The 15,696-nt window shown below is 71.5% G+C and carries 15 protein-coding genes; 10 read left to right on the top strand and 5 right to left on the bottom strand.

The features are described 5' to 3' along the window. Positions 1-88: 88 nt before the first annotated feature. On the bottom strand, positions 89-2,113 hold the full coding sequence (locus MYSTI_RS01690; protein WP_015345962.1) for a S9 family peptidase: 2,025 nt from the start codon (positions 2,111-2,113) through the stop codon (positions 89-91). 180 nt (positions 2,114-2,293) lie between these two features. Between MYSTI_RS01690 and MYSTI_RS01685 the strand changes: the two genes are divergently transcribed. From MYSTI_RS01685 to MYSTI_RS01650, 8 genes are all read left to right on the top strand, one after another. Next, positions 2,294-3,760 (top strand): DUF4397 domain-containing protein, encoded by a 1,467-nt coding sequence (locus MYSTI_RS01685; RefSeq protein ID WP_015345961.1) that lies wholly within the window; start codon positions 2,294-2,296, stop codon positions 3,758-3,760. A gap of 105 nt (positions 3,761-3,865) precedes the next feature. Next, positions 3,866-5,104, top strand: a complete 1,239-nt coding sequence (locus tag MYSTI_RS01680; RefSeq protein WP_015345960.1) for an RCC1 domain-containing protein — start codon at positions 3,866-3,868, stop codon at positions 5,102-5,104. A 13-nt stretch (positions 5,105-5,117) separates the two neighbouring features. Beyond that, on the top strand, positions 5,118-5,804 hold the full coding sequence (locus MYSTI_RS01675; RefSeq protein WP_015345959.1) for an RNA polymerase sigma factor: 687 nt from the start codon (positions 5,118-5,120) through the stop codon (positions 5,802-5,804). Between the two features lie 16 nt (positions 5,805-5,820). Next, complete coding sequence (locus tag MYSTI_RS01670; protein WP_015345958.1) at positions 5,821-6,720, top strand: hypothetical protein; 900 nt, start codon at positions 5,821-5,823, stop codon at positions 6,718-6,720. After that, positions 6,717-8,456, top strand: coding sequence for a caspase family protein (locus MYSTI_RS01665; protein WP_015345957.1), 1,740 nt, complete (start codon positions 6,717-6,719; stop codon positions 8,454-8,456). The genes MYSTI_RS01670 and MYSTI_RS01665 overlap by 4 nt, the downstream gene beginning before the upstream one ends. Before the next feature lie 113 nt (positions 8,457-8,569). Next, positions 8,570-9,670, top strand: a complete 1,101-nt coding sequence (locus MYSTI_RS01660) for an acyl-CoA desaturase (RefSeq protein ID WP_084668063.1) — start codon at positions 8,570-8,572, stop codon at positions 9,668-9,670. A gap of 4 nt (positions 9,671-9,674) precedes the next feature. Next, positions 9,675-10,106 (top strand): hypothetical protein, encoded by a 432-nt coding sequence (locus MYSTI_RS43590; RefSeq protein WP_044278310.1) that lies wholly within the window; start codon positions 9,675-9,677, stop codon positions 10,104-10,106. Between the two features lie 139 nt (positions 10,107-10,245). Then, on the top strand, positions 10,246-10,773 hold the full coding sequence (locus MYSTI_RS01650) for a hypothetical protein (protein WP_015345954.1): 528 nt from the start codon (positions 10,246-10,248) through the stop codon (positions 10,771-10,773). 12 nt (positions 10,774-10,785) lie between these two features. Here MYSTI_RS01650 and MYSTI_RS01645 read toward each other — a convergent pair whose 3' ends face one another. From MYSTI_RS01645 to MYSTI_RS01630, 4 genes are all read right to left on the bottom strand, one after another. Further along, a complete protein-coding gene (locus MYSTI_RS01645) occupies positions 10,786-11,739 on the bottom strand; it encodes an alpha/beta hydrolase (RefSeq protein WP_015345953.1) in 954 nt (317 codons plus the stop codon). A gap of 40 nt (positions 11,740-11,779) precedes the next feature. Further along, on the bottom strand, positions 11,780-12,379 hold the full coding sequence (locus tag MYSTI_RS01640; RefSeq protein ID WP_015345952.1) for a TetR/AcrR family transcriptional regulator: 600 nt from the start codon (positions 12,377-12,379) through the stop codon (positions 11,780-11,782). Positions 12,380-12,435: 56 nt separating this feature from the next. Continuing rightward, on the bottom strand, positions 12,436-12,876 hold the full coding sequence (locus MYSTI_RS01635) for a group II truncated hemoglobin (protein ID WP_015345951.1): 441 nt from the start codon (positions 12,874-12,876) through the stop codon (positions 12,436-12,438). 153 nt (positions 12,877-13,029) lie between these two features. Next, positions 13,030-13,914, bottom strand: a complete 885-nt coding sequence (locus MYSTI_RS01630; RefSeq protein ID WP_015345950.1) for a 5'-3' exonuclease — start codon at positions 13,912-13,914, stop codon at positions 13,030-13,032. 215 nt (positions 13,915-14,129) lie between these two features. Between MYSTI_RS01630 and MYSTI_RS01625 the strand changes: the two genes are divergently transcribed. Both MYSTI_RS01625 and MYSTI_RS01620 read left to right on the top strand, forming a co-directional pair. Further along, positions 14,130-14,489 (top strand): DUF4398 domain-containing protein, encoded by a 360-nt coding sequence (locus MYSTI_RS01625; RefSeq protein ID WP_015345949.1) that lies wholly within the window; start codon positions 14,130-14,132, stop codon positions 14,487-14,489. Between the two features lie 24 nt (positions 14,490-14,513). Beyond that, a complete protein-coding gene (locus tag MYSTI_RS01620; protein ID WP_015345948.1) occupies positions 14,514-15,587 on the top strand; it encodes an OmpA family protein in 1,074 nt (357 codons plus the stop codon). Positions 15,588-15,696: the final 109 nt, after the last annotated feature.

Raw genomic sequence — 15,696 nt, 5'->3', positions numbered from 1 at the left:
CGGAGGTGGGCGAGGTGTCAAAACCACCTCACCGTCTCAAACATCTTGAAATGTCTCGGAGGGATGTCTGGGAATCGCCCCGCGAGGCTCAGGGCTTGGGCTGCGCCGGGGGGCTCAGCTGGCGCTCGAAGAACATCAGCGCGGTGAGCTGGGCGAAGTCGCGGTTGGCCTTCTTCTGGAAGCCGTGGCCCTCGTCGGTGGCCAGCATGTACCAGACGTCCGGCGCGCGCTTGCGCACGGCCTGGACAATCTGCTCCGCCTCCGACTGCGGCACCCGCGGGTCATTGGCTCCCTGCTGCACGTAGAGCGCCGCGCGAATCTTGTCCACGGAGCCCAGGGGCGAGATGCGCTCCTGCACCTTGCGCACCTCGGGGAGGCGCTCGTCGCCGTACTCCGCGCGCCGCAAGTCCCGGCGATACGCCTGCGTGTTCTCCAGGAAGCTGGGCAGCGAGGAGATGCCCACCACGTCCACCGCCGCCTTCACGCGCTCGGGATAGAAGGCCACCGAGGCCAGCGTCATGTAGCCGCCGTAGGAGCCGCCATAGACCCCCACGCGCGAGGCATCCAGCTCCTTGCGCGAGGCGATGAAGTCCAGCGTCGCGCCGATGTCCGCCAGGCTCTGCTCGCGCTTCACGCCGTCGTCCATGGCCCGGTACGCCTTGCCGTACCCATCCGAGCCCCGCACGTTGGGCACGAGCACCGCCATGCCCAATTCCGTGGCGGCGAACTGCGCGAAGGTGCTGAACGTGGGCAGGCTCTGCCCCTCCGGCCCGCCGTGGAAGATGACCACCACGGGCACCTTCCCGGGGGCCTTCTTCGGCAGGTACAGGAACGCCGGCACCTGGACGCCGTCCGTGGACGGATAGCGCACGAGCGTCGGCTCCGCGAACGCGTCGGGGTTGAGCCCGCCCATCTCGGACCGCGTCCAGCGCGTGGGCTTGCGCGTCTTCAAGTCCAGGGTCCACGCGTCCATGGGGCTCTTCGCGTCCCCCATCGTGAGGGCCAGCAAGTCCGAGCGCCGCCGAGGGAACTCCACCCCGAACACCAGGCCCTGGGGCAGCGAGTCCACCGGGGAGAGCTTCCGCGTGCGCGTGTCCAGCAGGGACACCTTCGAGTAGCCATCCTCGTTGAAGGACACCACCAACCGGCGTCCATCCGGTGACAGCGAGAGGTCCGTCACGTTCCACCGCACCGACTTCGTCAAGGACTCCGGCGGCGTGGCGGGGGGCGCCTTGTCCAGGTCCACCTGGTACAGCTCCGAGAAGTCGCTGTAGCGGTCCGTCACCACGTACACGCTCTTGCCGTCGTGAGCGAAGCGGGCCGTGGAGACGCCGCCCTTGCCCTGTCCCTGGGGCGTGAGCGGACGGCGCTCCCCCGTCGCCACGTCCACCACGTACAGGTCCACATCGTCGATGGCGCGGAACCGCGACACGAGCAGCTTCGAGCCATCCGCGGAGAACTCGAGGCCCCCCCACGAGCCCTCCTCCTGCGTGACGCGGCGGGCCTTCATCGGGTCCGACGTGGGGGCCACGTACACGTCCGTGTCCTTGCCGTTGCGGCCCGTGCCGGAGTACGTCAGCCAGCGGCCGTCCGGCGACACCTGCAGGCTCTGATGCCGGCTCTTGCCGTCCGTCAGCAGGTCCGAGCGGCCCGTGTCCCGGTTCAGGCGGAACACCTGGAAGAACTCCCCGCCCCCCGTGTCCTGCAGGTAGTAGATGACGCGCGCGTTGCCGGGCTGGAACTGCGCCTGGTTGATGGGCTCCTTCGTGAAAGTGATTTGCGTGCGCGCCCCCATGGGCATCTCCACCACGTGGAGCTGGTTGGTGTCCGCGAACCGCGTGACGATGAGCATCTCCTTGCCGTCATCCCGGATGTCCGCGAACCTGGCGGAGCGCGCCTCCAGGTATTGCTCCATCCTGCGGCGGAACGCCTCCGGCACGGCGGGCACGTTGCTCACCCAGAGGTTGGGCTGACCGGGGAGCGGCGCGATTCCAGGCACCTGGGACGGCTTCTCCGGGGACCGGGCCTCGGAGCGAGGCGCCTGCGCCGGAGCAGCGGGCGCGACCTGTCCGGTCATCAAGGACACGACGAGGGGAATCAGTGCAGGGGTCATGACGCTCCACGCTAGCAGCAGCCCTCCATCCGGGCGCACGCCGCAGCGCGCCGCTCGACAGCCTCGTGCCCCCTGAAATTCCCAGCGCATCAACCAGACGCTCGGGCTCTGCCCGTAATGCCCCGCCACGGACCCGGTCTCGCGTCGTGAGGGCGCGGACCCCTTCCCGAGGAGCGGAACATGCCGAGCAACCCCTGGAGAACCCGCTGTGCCCTCGTCGCGCTCACCGCGCTGTCCTCGCTCGCGGGGTGCGGAGGAGACGAGCCCTCCCATCCCGAGGAGCCGCCGGCCACGAAGGCGCGGCTGCGCATCATCCACGCCTCACCGGATGCGCCCGCGGTGGACATCTACGCGGAAGGACAGAGCACGCCGCTCTTCAGCAACGTGAAGTATGGAGACACCACCCTCTACGCGTCGGTCCCCACGGGCACGTACAACGTCCAGGTGCGCCCGGTCGGCGCGGCGGCCACGTCCACGCCTGTCTACTCCACGGGCCCGCTGACGCTCGGCGAAGGACACACGCTCAGCGCGGTGGCCGCGGGGCTGCTCTCCTCCTCGGAGCCGTCGCGGGCCTTCCGCGTGCTGCCGCTCACCGAGGGCTTCAACCCTCCCGCGGAGGGACGCACGCGCGTGCGCATCATCCATGCGGGCGCGGACGCGCCCACCGTCTCCCTGGACGTCGGTGACGACGGCACGTCCGAAATCACCGGGCTGCAGCGCTTCCAGGACACGGGGGCCGCGGGCGTGGAGCTGCCCTCCGGGCAGGTCCTCCAGGTGGGCATCCGCACGGCCACGCACACGAAGGTGACGGCCTTCACCCTCCCCGCACTGCCCTCGCGCGGAGAGCTGTTCGTCATCGCCACCGGGCAGCTCTCCGAGAAGCCCGGTGCCCCCGGAGGCTTCGGGCTGCTGGCCGCGGGCGTGGGCCTGGTCCGGCAGAATCCCGTCGTCTACGCGCTGCACGCCTCGCCCGACGCACCCTCGGTGGACATCTTCGCGGGTACCACGGAGCTGGTGGATGGGTTGACCTTCGGCAACCTCTCCGCCCCCATCCAGGTGCCTCCGGGTCCCTACACCCTGGACTTCTTCGTCAACGTCTCGGGGAGCACGCGCCCCGCGGGCGCTCCGGCCGCCTCGCGCGCCACGCCGTCGTTGGTGGCCGGGCAGCGCTACCTCGCCTTGGCGTCAGGCTTCCTCAGCCCCGCCGCGAACGACCCGGCGGACTCCACCTTCGAGCTCCTGGCCTTCTCCGATGACTTCGTCTCCGACGCGGACAGCCTGCGCCTGCGGGTCATCCATGCCTCGCCCGATGCGCCCGTCGTGGATGTCGCTCCGCTGGAAGCGGGGCTCGTGCCGGCCAGCGCGGCCTTCAATGACGTGCCCTATCGTCAGGCCTCCGCGCCCGCGGGCCTGGAGCTCCCTTCGCGGCGCGTCGTCGTCGGCGTGGCCGCGGCCTCCGCGTCGGACCGCTCGCCCGTGGCCCGGTTCCAGCTCGACACCGCCCCCTTCGTCGGCCGAGGCGTCTTCGCCGTGGCCCTGGGCGCCCTCACTCCCACTGTTGGAGAAAACGAGCAGGGCTTCCGGCTGGTGCTCGTGGATACGCGGACTTCGCCTTGGGGTGCATTAGGTGTCCACCCTCTGCCGTAACGTCTTTACGGTGCGGTCGTTCCATCAATACCCAGGTCATCTGGCGGGCCCCTCGGAGCAGTCCTTCCGTGGGGCCCGCTGGCTCGTTCGGTGGGGGTGGCGTTCATGAAGAATCACATCGGGGCTCTTCTCGTGTGCACCGCGCTGACAGGCGCGTGTCTGGACCCCATCCAGAGCACCCCCACGCCTCCCCCTGAGTCGGACTGCCAGGCGGACGTCCCGCCATCGTGTCCGCCGCCCGAGCAACGGGGACTGGCCCGGAAGGTGACGGTGGGGCGGCAACACGCCTGCGCGCTGCTGGAGACGGGCGGTGTGCGGTGCTGGGGCGGCACGGGGCTGGCGGGGGACGGCACGCGTGCGCTGCGCGCCACCGCCGTGGACGTGCGCGGGTTGAGCCAGGGCGTGCTCGCCATCTCCGCCGGCGGCGAGCACACCTGCGCGCTCCTGGAGGGAGGCCAGGTGCGCTGCTGGGGCAGCAACAACCGGTTCCAGCTGTGCATCCCCGACGCGACGACGCCCGCACTCGAGCCCAAGCCGGTCATCGACCTGAGCACCGACGTCGTGGCCCTGGCCGTGGGAGGCGAGCACTCCTGCACGCTCCACGCGACGGGCGCGGTGATGTGCTGGGGGAACAACGACGACATCCAATTGGGCCTGCCCGGCATCGACATCCCGAGCAACCTGCCCCCCAAGCCGCTCGCCGTGAAGGGGCTGCCCGCCAACATCAGCGCCATCACCGCGGGAGACCGGCACACGTGTGTCGCCACGTCCGACGGCAAGGCCTGGTGCTGGGGCGACAACCGGTACGGGGCGCTGGGGGATGGCAAGTCGGGGCTCGACGTCCGCTCGGGGCCCGTGCAGGTGCAGGGGCTGTCCGGCCCGGTGCGCGCGCTGACGGCGGGGGCCAGCCACACCTGCGCGCGCGTGGGAGAGGGGACCATCGAGTGCTGGGGCCTCAATGCCTCCGGAGAGCTGGGGGATGACACCGCGCTGAACCGGAGCGTCCCGGTGCGGCCCGTGGGACTGCCGTCGGACATCCAGCAGGTGCGGGCGGGGGGCGGCAGCACCTGCGCGCTGAGTCCAGACGGCCGGACCCGGTGCTGGGGGGCGAATGGGGAGGGGCAGGTGGGCGACGGGACCCAGCTCCACCGGCCCGCGCCGGTGAGCGTGTCGGACCTGGGCGGTGAAGTCGTGGATGTGGACACGGGTGCGTCGAACACGTGCGCGGTGCTGAAGGACGGGCGCGTGCAGTGCTGGGGCGGCAACGCCACCGGCCAGTTGGGGGACGGGTCGCAGACGGACCGCAAGACGCCCGTGGTGGTGCAGGGGCTTGGGGCCCCCTGAGAGGGAGAACGGAATGTCGCTGCTGAGGGAGAACCCGAAGTTGCTGGAGGCCTTTCGCCGGGGAGAGCCGGAGGCGCTCACCCGCGTGTACCAGGCCTACTCCGCGCATGTGGCGCGCTTCCTGTCGCGCACCTACGTCTCGCATGGTCCTGGAGGCCTGGCGCGCGTGGGGCCGCTGGACCTGGAGGCCGCGCACCAGGAGACCTTCGTGCGCGCCTTCCGGGAGCAGGCGAGGCGGGCCTACGACGGCGTGAGGCCCTTCTCCTCGTGGCTGAACGCGGTGGCGCGACAGGCCGCGGTGGATGTGCTTCGAGCCGCCGGACGCATCGCCCGCGAGGCGGTGCCCTTGGACGACACGCTCATGGCGGAGCGGCTGGCGAGCAACGCCCCTTCTCCGGAGGACCGGGCGCTGGAGGTGGAGACGCGGGAGCTGGTGACCCGCTTCCTCGCGGGGCTCGATGAACCGACGCGCCGGCTGGCCGACCTGCGCTTCGTCCAGGGACTTTCCCAGGAGCGCGCGGGACAGGTCCTGGGACTGTCCCGCCAGGAGCTGCGGACTCGCGAGAACAAGCTGCGCCGCGCGATGACCGCGTTCCTCGTGGAGGAGGGCTGGCTCACTCCCGAGTCGCCCGACACCGTGCCCTCCGCCGCCGCCACCGCCGCCGTGCTGGCCCTTCTCTTCCCCCACTTCGTGCCCTGACTCGAGCAACCTGACCATGGCCCTCTTCTCGTCACACGTGGACCAGCAGCTCGTCCACCTCGCCAACAACGGTGTCCTGCCGCCGCGCCAGTGGAGTCGGGTGCTGCGCCATGCCCGGGACTGCGCCCGATGCGGCGCGCGCTACGAGCGGGTGATGAACCTGCGCCGCGTCTTCGCGCGCGACACCGTCACGGAGCCCTCCGGTGGAGAGCTGGAGTGGCTCGCGAACCATCGGCTGGCGAGTGTGCTCGACACGGTGGATTGGGAGTCCCGGCACGGCGGCTCCGGGCGGACGCCGGGCGAGGCGCGAAGCGACACGGGGGTGCGGCGGGCGCGGCGCTGGTGGTTGCAGCGGATGCTCTCCCGGCGCACGGCGTCGCCAGAGGCGTCTTCGCGCGGGAGCGGGACGTGGATGCACCCCCTCCTGGACACGCTCCGCCTGAGCCCCGCGGGTGGTGCCTGGGTCGCGGCGCTGATGGCCGCCGGGGGAATCCTGTGGCTGAGCCTTCCCGCGGAGACGCCGGAGTGGGGCGTGCGAGGCCAGGGGCAGGCCGCGGCCGTGCGCTTGTTCTGCGTCCCCGAGCAGGCGGAGCTCCGCGAGGTCGGCGACGACGGGCGCTGCCCCGCGGGGGCCTCCCTGGCGTTCGCCGCGGGAGCACTGGCGCCGTACACCCATGTCGCCGTGACGCTGCGCACGAGCCAGGGCGTGAGCGTGGAAGGTCCGTTCGTGGTGCGGGCGCCGCCGGGCGCGGAGGCCGTGCTGGACCTGACGCCTCGGATGCCCGCGGAGGGAGCGGTGGAGCTCACCACCACGTTCGCGAACAGCGCGGACGCCGCGCTCGCCGCGGCGAAGGGGGAGGCCGGGAGCGACACCGTGCGGTTCCACCACCGCGTGCGCGTGGGAGGCCACCGGTGAGACCCGCGAGCGACGGCGCCTTGTTCCGACTCTGCGCCCTCTGGCTCGCGTGCGCCGCGACGGGGAGCCTGGCCCAGTCGGAGGAGGCTCCCGCCTCGGCGAGGACCTCCGTGCGGCGCGCGCTGGTGGTCGCCTTCAACGGCAGCGATGCCCCCGGCATGGAGCCCTTGCGCTACGCGGATGACGATGGCGTGCGCTGGGCGGAGACCCTCCGGCGCCTGGGCGTGGACGTCGTGCTGCTCACCGTCGCCGACGCGGACACCGCGAAGGTCGAACGTCCTCTCCTGACGGACGTGCGCGCCCCCACGCTCGAGGCACTCGACGAGGCCGTGGCGATGTTGGCCCAGCGCAACTCGGCGGACCGCGCCGCGGGCCATGAGGTGGACTTCCTCTTCATCTACGTGGGCCACGGCCGCACCAGTGAGTCCTCGCGCGCCTACCTCACGCTCGCCGACGGACGCCTGGACCAGGAGAGCCTCTACTCGCGCGTGGTGGAGCGGTTGGACGCGGACTACGTGCACCTGCTGGTGGATGCCTGCCATGCCGCGGGCGTCGTGGGCAGTCGCGGCGGTGACCCGCTGGTGCTCACGCGGCTGCGGCGCGCCCTGGAGCAGGAGCAGCTCGCGGGCCACCCTCGCGTGGGCGCCATCTTCGCGGAGAGCAGCGAAGGCGAGACCCACGAGTGGTCCCGCATCCGCGCGGGGGTCTTCAGCCACGCGGCGCGCTCGGCGCTGTTGGGCGGCGCGGACGTCAACCATGACGGTCTCGTGGAGTACAGCGAGCTCGACGCCTTCGTGGCCGCGGCGATTCGCGGCGTCAAGTCCCCTCAGGCCCGGCTCGCGGTGCGGACCTTCCCTCCCGCGCTCAGTCCCTCCCGCCCCCTCATCGGCCATGCGCCGGAGGGGCCTCGGCTCCACCTGCCCGCGTCACCCGGCGGTGCGCGCATCTCCGTGGAAGATGCCTCGGGCGTGCGGCTCGCGGATGCACACCAGGCCGCGGGCGAGGCCCTCACGCTCGCGCTGCCCGAGCGCGAGGTGTACTGGCTGCGCACGCCCAAGGGCGAGGCGCGCGTGCGACGCGCCGACCTGGACACGGACGCGCCGCCCCACTTCACCGCGCCCGAGGTGGCCCAGCGCGGCGCCACCGAGGAGAGCCTGCTCCAGGGCCTCTTCGCCCTGCCCTTCGGACGCGACTTCTATGAGGGCTATGTCACCTCCTCCGGCATCGCCGCGGTGGACTTCAGCGGGCCCGTGCTCTCCGTGGAGCCGTCGGGGGTTCCCCGCTCGCTGGGGCTGGAGGCCGGGTTCACGCTCTCGACCGCCCCGCTGGGGGGAGCGGGGGTCGCCCGGGGCCTGGCCCTGTCGTGGCGGCTGCCCGGCCCTGGCCTCGTCCGCTGGGGCGTGCGCGTCAGCTATGCGATGGCCCCGAATGCCTGGAGGGACAGCGCCTCGCTCCAGCGCGTGAGCGCGCTCGCCGTGGGCGGACTGAGCGGCCGAGGCAACCTGGCCCCCTTCGCCGAGGTGGGCGCGGGCTGGCTGATGCTCGTGGTGGACCGCTCCAACAGCCGCCAAGGCGACGCCGCGGGGTTCACCGCCCGCTCCGCCGCGGGCCTGCGCTGGAGGCCGGGAGACTTCGGGCTGCGCGCTGGAGTGACGGTGGACCTGGACTCGGCCCGCGAGGATGGACGCCGCCGTGCGCGGCTGGTCCCCGGCCTGGAGCTGGGGCTGGAGCGCTGAGCGACGCCGTCCACGCGGTGGCCAGCGCCCTGTGAACGGCGTTGACACCGGGGGCCTCGCGGCGCCGCAAGCCCCTGGAATCAGGCCGAGCCCGCCCTGGCAGGGCCCTTGCGATGGACCCCGTCCGAAAGGGACGGGTCATGGACGCGAGCGGCACGCGATGGGGCGAGGCACGGTGGGACACAGGCAAGGTGGCGCGGTGGAGCCTGCTCCACCTGGGCGCCGCGGTGGGCGGAGCGCTGTGCTTCTCGTGGAGCGCGGTGGCCGTGTCCGCCGGACTCCTCGGGGTGACGCTCGGCCTGGGTGTGTCGGTGGGCATCCACCGCGGCCTCATCCACCGCGCCTTCCGGGCCTCGCGCGGAGTGGAGCGCGCGCTGGGGTTCATCGGCACACTCGCCGGACTGGGCGGTGTCATCGGCATGGGCCGGATGCACCAACTGCGCGACTTCCACCAGAACCAGCCCGAGCCCGAGTGCCCCGGCTACTTCGGCTACCGCGAGGGCTTCACGCGCGCGATGGCCCACGCGCTCTTCCGCACCTGGCACGTGCGCGACGAGCGCCTCTACCCGGCCGTTGCCCAGGACTTCGCCGACGATTCGTTCTTCCGCGCCCTGGAGCGCGCGGGCCTGTGGCTCCAGGTGCCGCTGGCCCTCGTGCTGTACGCGGTGGGCGGCCCGTCGTGGGTGGCGTGGGGAATCTTCGTGAGGCTGGCGCTCACGCAGGACGGCTTCTGGTTCGTCCACTACGTGAGCCACGTCGACGGTGAGCAGCCCCATGTGCTGGAGGGCCGCGCGGAGCAAGGTCGCAACGTGGGCTGGCTCGCCCTCCTGAGCATGGGTGAGTCGTGGCACAACAACCACCATGCCCATCCCGGCTCGGCCCGCATGGGGTTTGGATGGAGGCAGCCGGACCCGGGCTGGTGGATGGTGCGCGGACTCGAGGCGCTGGGACTCGTGACGGAAGTGAAGACAGCCGTTGCCCAGAAAATGAATGCCAGGGGTTCTAGCGGCATCAATCCCTCACAACCCATACCAGGGCATGAAGGCATTCCAGATGGACCTTTCACGTGTGCTGTGCGCCGTCGCGTTCCTCTCGCTGGGCGCGTGTGGCGAAGACTTCACGGAGCCCGAGGCGCCGCCGTACGTGCCCAAGGACCATCGCGGCAACGTCACGGGGACGTACCTCACCTCGGGAACGATGACCACCCTCGTTGACGGCATGCCCCAGAGAGCCGTCATCCCCTCCGCCACGCTCCGGATCTCCAGCCCCACCAGCGACATCAAGGCCCTCAACCTCCAGCTCGGAGCGCTGAACTGCCCCGGAGGCATCGAAGCGAAGATGGCGGGAGCGCGCACGTTCCAGGTCGTCCGCGCGAGCTGTCCCGTTCCGACCGACCCTCCGAGCTGCACCTCCGTGCTCGAGCTGAACGACGGGCAGGGCGTGCGTGATACCGAGAAAGGGCTCGGGCTCTCGCTGAAGGGGACGCTCACGGTGACGTGCGGAGCCGCCCCCTCGGCGCTCCCCATCACCCTGGAGCTCTTCGGCACCCACACGGGCGCCGCGCTCCCGGACTCCGCGGTGGATTCGCTCGCGGAGCATCCCGACCTGTCCACCCTCTTGCAGACGCTCTCCACCCTGTCGCGGGAGTGACGCTCGCTTCGCCCTGGCGCGCGGCCCCTCCGCGGCTCCCGGCCGAAATCGGACGCCCACCGAACAACGAATTGCACGGGGGGAACCGCACCGGAATACTGCCGGGCCAGGCTCCCGAGGGAGCGCGGAGGAATCTCACATGACACGCCTGCGCGTGGTGATGGCGGCACTGCTCCTGGGGCTCGCTGGCTGTGGCGGTGATTCGAGCGGTGATGACGACGGAGGTGGAGGGGGTGGCGGAGGCAACAACCCACCTCCGCGAGACCTCCGCCCCAACGTCACCGGCTCCTATGCGAGCACCGGCACCATCCAGGCCGTCGCCCTGGGCCAGACGCAGTCGATGGACGTCCAGGACACCGTCCACATCCAGGCGGCCGAGAGCTCCGTGAGCAGCCTGAGCATCCGCTCCGAGACCCTGAGCTGCGACCGGGACCTCTCCGCCACCATGACGGGAGAGACCACGTTCTCCGTGGGCCAGGGCTCCTGTGAGATCGCGCGCGTCCAGGACGGCAAGAACTGCGTCGTCAAGCTCAGCGTCGCCTCGGGCCAGGGCAGCCGCGCGGCCCCGGGCCCCCTGCGCCTCTCGCTGCAGGGCGACTTCTCCACGACGTGCTTCCTGTTCCCCGTCTCGGGCCAGTTCACCCTGGACGTCACGGGCACGCGCTAGGAGACCTCCCGCTCAGCGGTTGTGCACCAGCCGCAGCGGTCCACGCTCGGCGGAGGCGTGCGCCACGGGAGCCAGCGTCTCCACGCGAGGCGCCACCGCGGCCGCGCGCGGCGCCTCCGTGAGGAACGACACCGCCTGGGACACCACCTGCGGCGCGTACAGGATGCGGTTGTGTCCCAGCCCCTCCGTGAGCGTCAGCCGCGCGCCGGGCCACGCCTGGGCCACCGCCTCGCCGTCCGCCACGGAGACCTCGCGGTCCTCCACGTCGTGGAACACGTGCAGCGGCACATGCCCCAGGGACGGCACGAAGTTCGGCAGCGTCAGGTCCGACATCTTCATGCTGAACTTCCGCTCCAGCCGCTGCTCCATCCGCATCCACACCTCGTCCGAGAACCCCAGCTCCCGGGCGAAGGCCTGGATGCCATGGCGAGGGTCCGCGGGCGGCGACACGAACACCGCGCGCTCCAACCGCAACCCATCCCGTATCGCCACCGCCGTCGCCGCCGCGCCCAGGGAGTGCCCCACCACCGCGCGCACCCCGCCCACGGACTCCGCGACTTCGGCCACCCCCTCCGCCATCTCCGGCAGCGAGCTGGTGCGGCCCGTGGACTTCCCGTGCGCCGGCGCGTCGTACGTCACGACCGAGAACCCCGCCGCCAGCAGCGGCTCCACGAAGGCCGTGAGCTGCCCGCCGTACCCGCTCCACCCATGCACCAGCAGCACGCGGGGGCCCTCGCCCCAGCTCCACATCGCCACCTCCTCGCCCGCCCACCGCAGCCGCTTCGGCTGTGCCCGCGCCAGCACGCCCTCCGCCGTCTTCGAGCGGCGCGGACGCAGGGGCTTGCGGAACAGCCCGTCCGCCCACACCGCCGTCAGCCCCGGCGCCACCGCCCCGGCGCTCATCGCCAGCGTGCGCAGCCCCATGAGCGCCAGTTTCGCTCGAACGTTCGTGCTATTTTCAGCCATGAAGAGGTCCTCCCAGGAGAGACACCAGTCAGCAGGAAGCTCAGCAATCCGAGCGGCGGTACTCGCGCATCAGGGTCTCGAAGGCCCTGCGGGTGCGCTGCTCCGCGCGGGGGTCCTTCATCAACCGCGCGGAGTGATGGAAGCCCAGGAACATCGCGTACATCTCGTGGGCGAACTGCTCCACGTCGACGGTGTCGCGGAAGTGCTTCTCGGCGATGGCGATGCGCGCGCCCTGGGCCAGGCAGTCCAGCCAGTCGCGCTGCGTCTGCACCAGCCGGTCCCTCGCGGGGCCGGGCACGTCATCCAGCTCCGTGGCCGCCGCGACGAAGATGCAGCCGCCCTCCGGAACCAGCTCCTTCTCCCAGGCCAGCCACCCCTCGAAGAGGGCCCACAGCCGGGGCTCGCCTCGGGGCTGCATGAGCGCCGGGCGGATGACCCGCTCGGTGAACAGCGCCGTCGCCGCGTTCAGGATTTCGACCTGCAGCGAGGTCTTGGAACGGAAGTGCGCGAACAGGCCGCTCTTGGAGAGCTGGAGCTCATCCGCCAGCCCGCCGATGCTCAGCCCCTGGAGCCCCAGCCGGCTGGCGAGCTGGATGGCCCGCTCCAGAATCGCCTGATGGGTGAGCTCTCCCTTGCGCATGGGCGTTTTCTAAACGCCCGTGCTTTTTTCCGCAAGCCGACCTGACGACGGGGGACTCAGCCCTCCTGGTTGCGAAGGAAATCAGCCACTTGGGCGAAGCGCTCGTCCAGGAAGCGGCGCAGGCCCCCGGTGACACCCCGGCCATCCAGGGCCCGTCCCATGGCGCGCAGCCACGCGTCGCGCATGGCCAGGTCCACCGGGACATGGGCGTGCCGCATCCGCAGGCGCGGGTGGCCATGCTGGGCGGAGTAGTGCTGCGGGCCGCCCAGCCAGCCGATGAGGAACAGCCCGAAGCGCTCGCGCGTGCCCTGGTTCACCCGGCCCTGCGCGTCCAGCTCGTGCAGCTTCGCGAGCGCGGGCTCGTGCGCGTCCATCGCGTCGTAGAAGGCGCCCGCGAGCGCCATCACCGCGTCGTCGCCGCCGATGCGCTGGTACGGCGTGTCCTCCAGCGTGGGGACCCAATCATCCGAGGGGGGAACCTTGAGGTCTACGAGCATGGCTTCCTTCAACATCCCGTGGGCGCGTGGACTTCCTCTCCCGCTCGGGAGGCTCGCCCCGACGCGCCACGCGGGGAAGCAGGAGGTCGACAGGTTGGCAGGAGGTCCATCCGTTGCCCACCGGAGAATCTCCCCCGAGGCGGGCCCGGGGCCTCAGTCCACCCAGCGCTTCGGCCTGCGCTTGAGGGTGTTGACGCCCAGCGTGTCGCAGAAGGGCTCGAACACGCTCCGAGGCACGCCCCGCCACGCCACGTCCTCCAGCGTCCGCGTGCCGGGCAGCGGCGCATCCGTCACCAGCGTGGCGAGCCGGCGATACAGGAGCGCGTCCTCCCGGTGCGCGCGCAGCGTCGCCGCGAGCTTGTCCGCGCCGCGCGGGCGCACCGTCCACGTCGAGGCATCGTCGGGAATCGCCTCCAGCTTCCCGTACGCGGACAGGAGCGCGGACGCGCCCTTCTCGCCGAAGCCCGGCAGCCCGGGGATGCCGTCCGCGTCATCTCCCATCAGCGCCAGCAGGTCCGGCACGCTCGCGGGGGGCACGCCCAGCTTCGCGCGCACGGCGTCCTCATCCAGCACCTTCTCCTGACGCCGGTCCACCTGCACCACGCGCTGGCCGCGCACGCACTGCCCCAGGTCCTTGTCGGGCGTGAGCAGCCGCACCTGCTCCACTTCACCGGCCCACTTCGCCGCCGCGGTGGACAGCGCGTCGTCCGCCTCGTGCTCCTTCATCGACCACACCCGCACGCCCAACGCCGCGACGGCCTTCTCGACCAGGTCGAACTGCGCGCGCAGTTCCGGGGGCACGCCCTCGTCGCTCTTGTAGCCGTCGAACATCGCGTTGCGGAACGAGCGGATGGGGTTGTCGAACGCCACCGCGACGTGAGTCACCGCCTCCTCGCCGTCGTGCAGCAGCATGAGCAGCGAGGACATCACCCCCACCGTCGCCTTCACGTCCTGCCCCTCCGGCGAGGTGTGCCCCGGCCGAGGCGAGAAGTGGGCGCGGTACAGCTCATAGGTGCCATCCACCAGGTGCAGGCGCATGCCGACGTCCTACCCTTCCCCGCGTCTGGCGGCCAGCGCCGCCTGCCCTGTCACGACACGCGCCCTGCGCAAGGTGTGCCTGCTTCCGGCGGAGGCCGCCCGGCTCCTCTCCAATCGGCTTGTGCCCGTGAGGATTGCCGGGCTGTCGGCCCGAGCACACTTCTGGACCTGGGACGCGACACCCGCGCTCCCTGGACTCCGGCTGGAGGTAGACCGTGCGCCCGAAGCTGCTTGCCGCGATGCTGTGCGTTCCGCTGTTCGGGTGCGCCAGTCAGAGCATGACACCCACCAAGAACTCGCGACGAACAGAGGCCGTCGCCTCCATGCGCGCCGCGGAGAGCGCCGGCGCCGCGAGCGTTCCCCAGGCCGCGCGACATCTCGAGTTCGCGCGACAGCAAATCACCAACGGCGACCAACTGCTGTCGGCGAAGGACCCCGACCGCGCGGACCTGAGCTACCTGCAGGCGGACGCGGACGCGGACCTCGCGCAGGCACTCGCCCGCGCGGTGCCCTTGGAGCAACAGGCCCAACAAACCACCCAACAGCTCGAGTCGATGCGGCAGAGCCCGCGGTGAGCCCCATCCCCGGAGGAGACAGTCATGGTGCGAAGCAAGCGTGGATGGAAAGCCCTCGCCGGAGCCACGATGTTCCTGGCCGCGGCGAGCGCGAGTGCCTCTCCACCCAAGGAACTCGAGGAGGCGCGCTCCGCCTACAAGCAGCTGGCCGCGAGTCCGCAGGGGCGGGAGAGCCCGCGTGAGGTGCAGGCGGCGAAGGCCGCGCTGAAGGCCGCCGAGACGTCCTACAAGCACGAGAAGGACTCCACGCGGACGCGCGTCTTGTCCTACGTGGCCTTGCGCAGGATCGAGACCGCGGGCACCTGGGGCAACGCGAGCCTCGCCTCACGTCAGCAGTCGGAGGCCCAGGCCGCGATGCGGCAGGCCCAGGCCCAGCAGCTGGAGGGGCAGCGCCAGCAGCAGCTCGACGCGGAGGCGCAGCGGCTGGCCCAGCAGAACGCGGAGATTCAGCGGGAGGCCGAGCGGCGTCAGGCCGAGGAGCTGGCGCGAAGCCAGGCCCAGCAGCAATCCACCGCCCAGCTCGAGGCCGAGAAGAAGGCGCGCGAGGAGGCCGAGCAGAAGGCAGCCGCGGCCCTGGCGGAGCTGGACAAGGCGAACAAAGACCTGAAGGTCCGCGAGGAGGCGCGCGGCACCGTGCTGACGCTGTCGGGCAGCGTCCTCTTCGCCTCGGGCTCCGCGGAGCTGCTCCCCTCCGCGCGCGACAGGCTGTCGGACGTGGCGGACGTGCTGAAGGAGGGCGACAAGCCGTTGCTCATCGAGGGCCACACGGACTCGACGGGCTCCGACTCGCTCAACGAGCGGCTGTCCTATCAGCGCGCCGAACGGGTGAAGGACTTCCTCGTCACCCGCGGCGTGCCCGCGCAGCGCATCGACGTGCGCGGCCTGGGCGAGTACCAGCCCGTGGCCACCAACGCCACGTCGGAGGGCCGCGCCAACAACCGCCGCGTGGAAATCATCGTCGAGCGCGGCGGCCAGCGCGCTGTCGGTGGCAGCGGTCAGCAGGACTCGAGCGAGCAGCCGCAGCAGCAGGCCCCCGACTCGAGCCCGGATGCGCAGCAGCACGAGTCACACGAGTCGGGCCAGGACGTGCCGCAGTAGTTCCAACGCGGGGTCTCCATGGCGGAGTGCTCTGGACCTTCGGGTGGCTTCATCGCCCGAGGGTCCGGAGCACGGCCATGTCCGCGCCCGCGCCAAGGGTTGTCCGCGA

The organism is Myxococcus stipitatus DSM 14675 (assembly GCF_000331735.1).
GTDB lineage: Bacteria > Myxococcota > Myxococcia > Myxococcales > Myxococcaceae > Myxococcus > Myxococcus stipitatus.
Note: the sequence above shows the minus strand (reverse complement) of the source record. Positions and strands in the feature narration are given on the sequence as shown.

Excerpts from the sequence above, each read along its gene's own strand:
- MYSTI_RS01690 (WP_015345962.1), bottom strand. The coding sequence starts at position 2,113 with ATGACCCCTGCACTGATTCCCCTCGTCGTGTCCTTGATGACCGGACAG.
- MYSTI_RS01685 (WP_015345961.1), top strand. The coding sequence starts at position 2,294 with ATGCCGAGCAACCCCTGGAGAACCCGCTGTGCCCTCGTCGCGCTCACC.
- MYSTI_RS01680 (WP_015345960.1), top strand. The coding sequence starts at position 3,866 with ATGAAGAATCACATCGGGGCTCTTCTCGTGTGCACCGCGCTGACAGGC.
- MYSTI_RS01675 (WP_015345959.1), top strand. The coding sequence starts at position 5,118 with ATGTCGCTGCTGAGGGAGAACCCGAAGTTGCTGGAGGCCTTTCGCCGG.
- MYSTI_RS01670 (WP_015345958.1), top strand. The coding sequence starts at position 5,821 with ATGGCCCTCTTCTCGTCACACGTGGACCAGCAGCTCGTCCACCTCGCC.
- MYSTI_RS01660 (WP_084668063.1), top strand. The coding sequence starts at position 8,570 with ATGGACCCCGTCCGAAAGGGACGGGTCATGGACGCGAGCGGCACGCGA.
- MYSTI_RS43590 (WP_044278310.1), top strand. The coding sequence starts at position 9,675 with ATGCCCCAGAGAGCCGTCATCCCCTCCGCCACGCTCCGGATCTCCAGC.
- MYSTI_RS01650 (WP_015345954.1), top strand. The coding sequence starts at position 10,246 with ATGACACGCCTGCGCGTGGTGATGGCGGCACTGCTCCTGGGGCTCGCT.
- MYSTI_RS01645 (WP_015345953.1), bottom strand. The coding sequence starts at position 11,739 with ATGGCTGAAAATAGCACGAACGTTCGAGCGAAACTGGCGCTCATGGGG.
- MYSTI_RS01640 (WP_015345952.1), bottom strand. The coding sequence starts at position 12,379 with ATGCGCAAGGGAGAGCTCACCCATCAGGCGATTCTGGAGCGGGCCATC.
- MYSTI_RS01635 (WP_015345951.1), bottom strand. The coding sequence starts at position 12,876 with ATGCTCGTAGACCTCAAGGTTCCCCCCTCGGATGATTGGGTCCCCACG.
- MYSTI_RS01630 (WP_015345950.1), bottom strand. The coding sequence starts at position 13,914 with ATGCGCCTGCACCTGGTGGATGGCACCTATGAGCTGTACCGCGCCCAC.
- MYSTI_RS01620 (WP_015345948.1), top strand. The coding sequence starts at position 14,514 with ATGGTGCGAAGCAAGCGTGGATGGAAAGCCCTCGCCGGAGCCACGATG.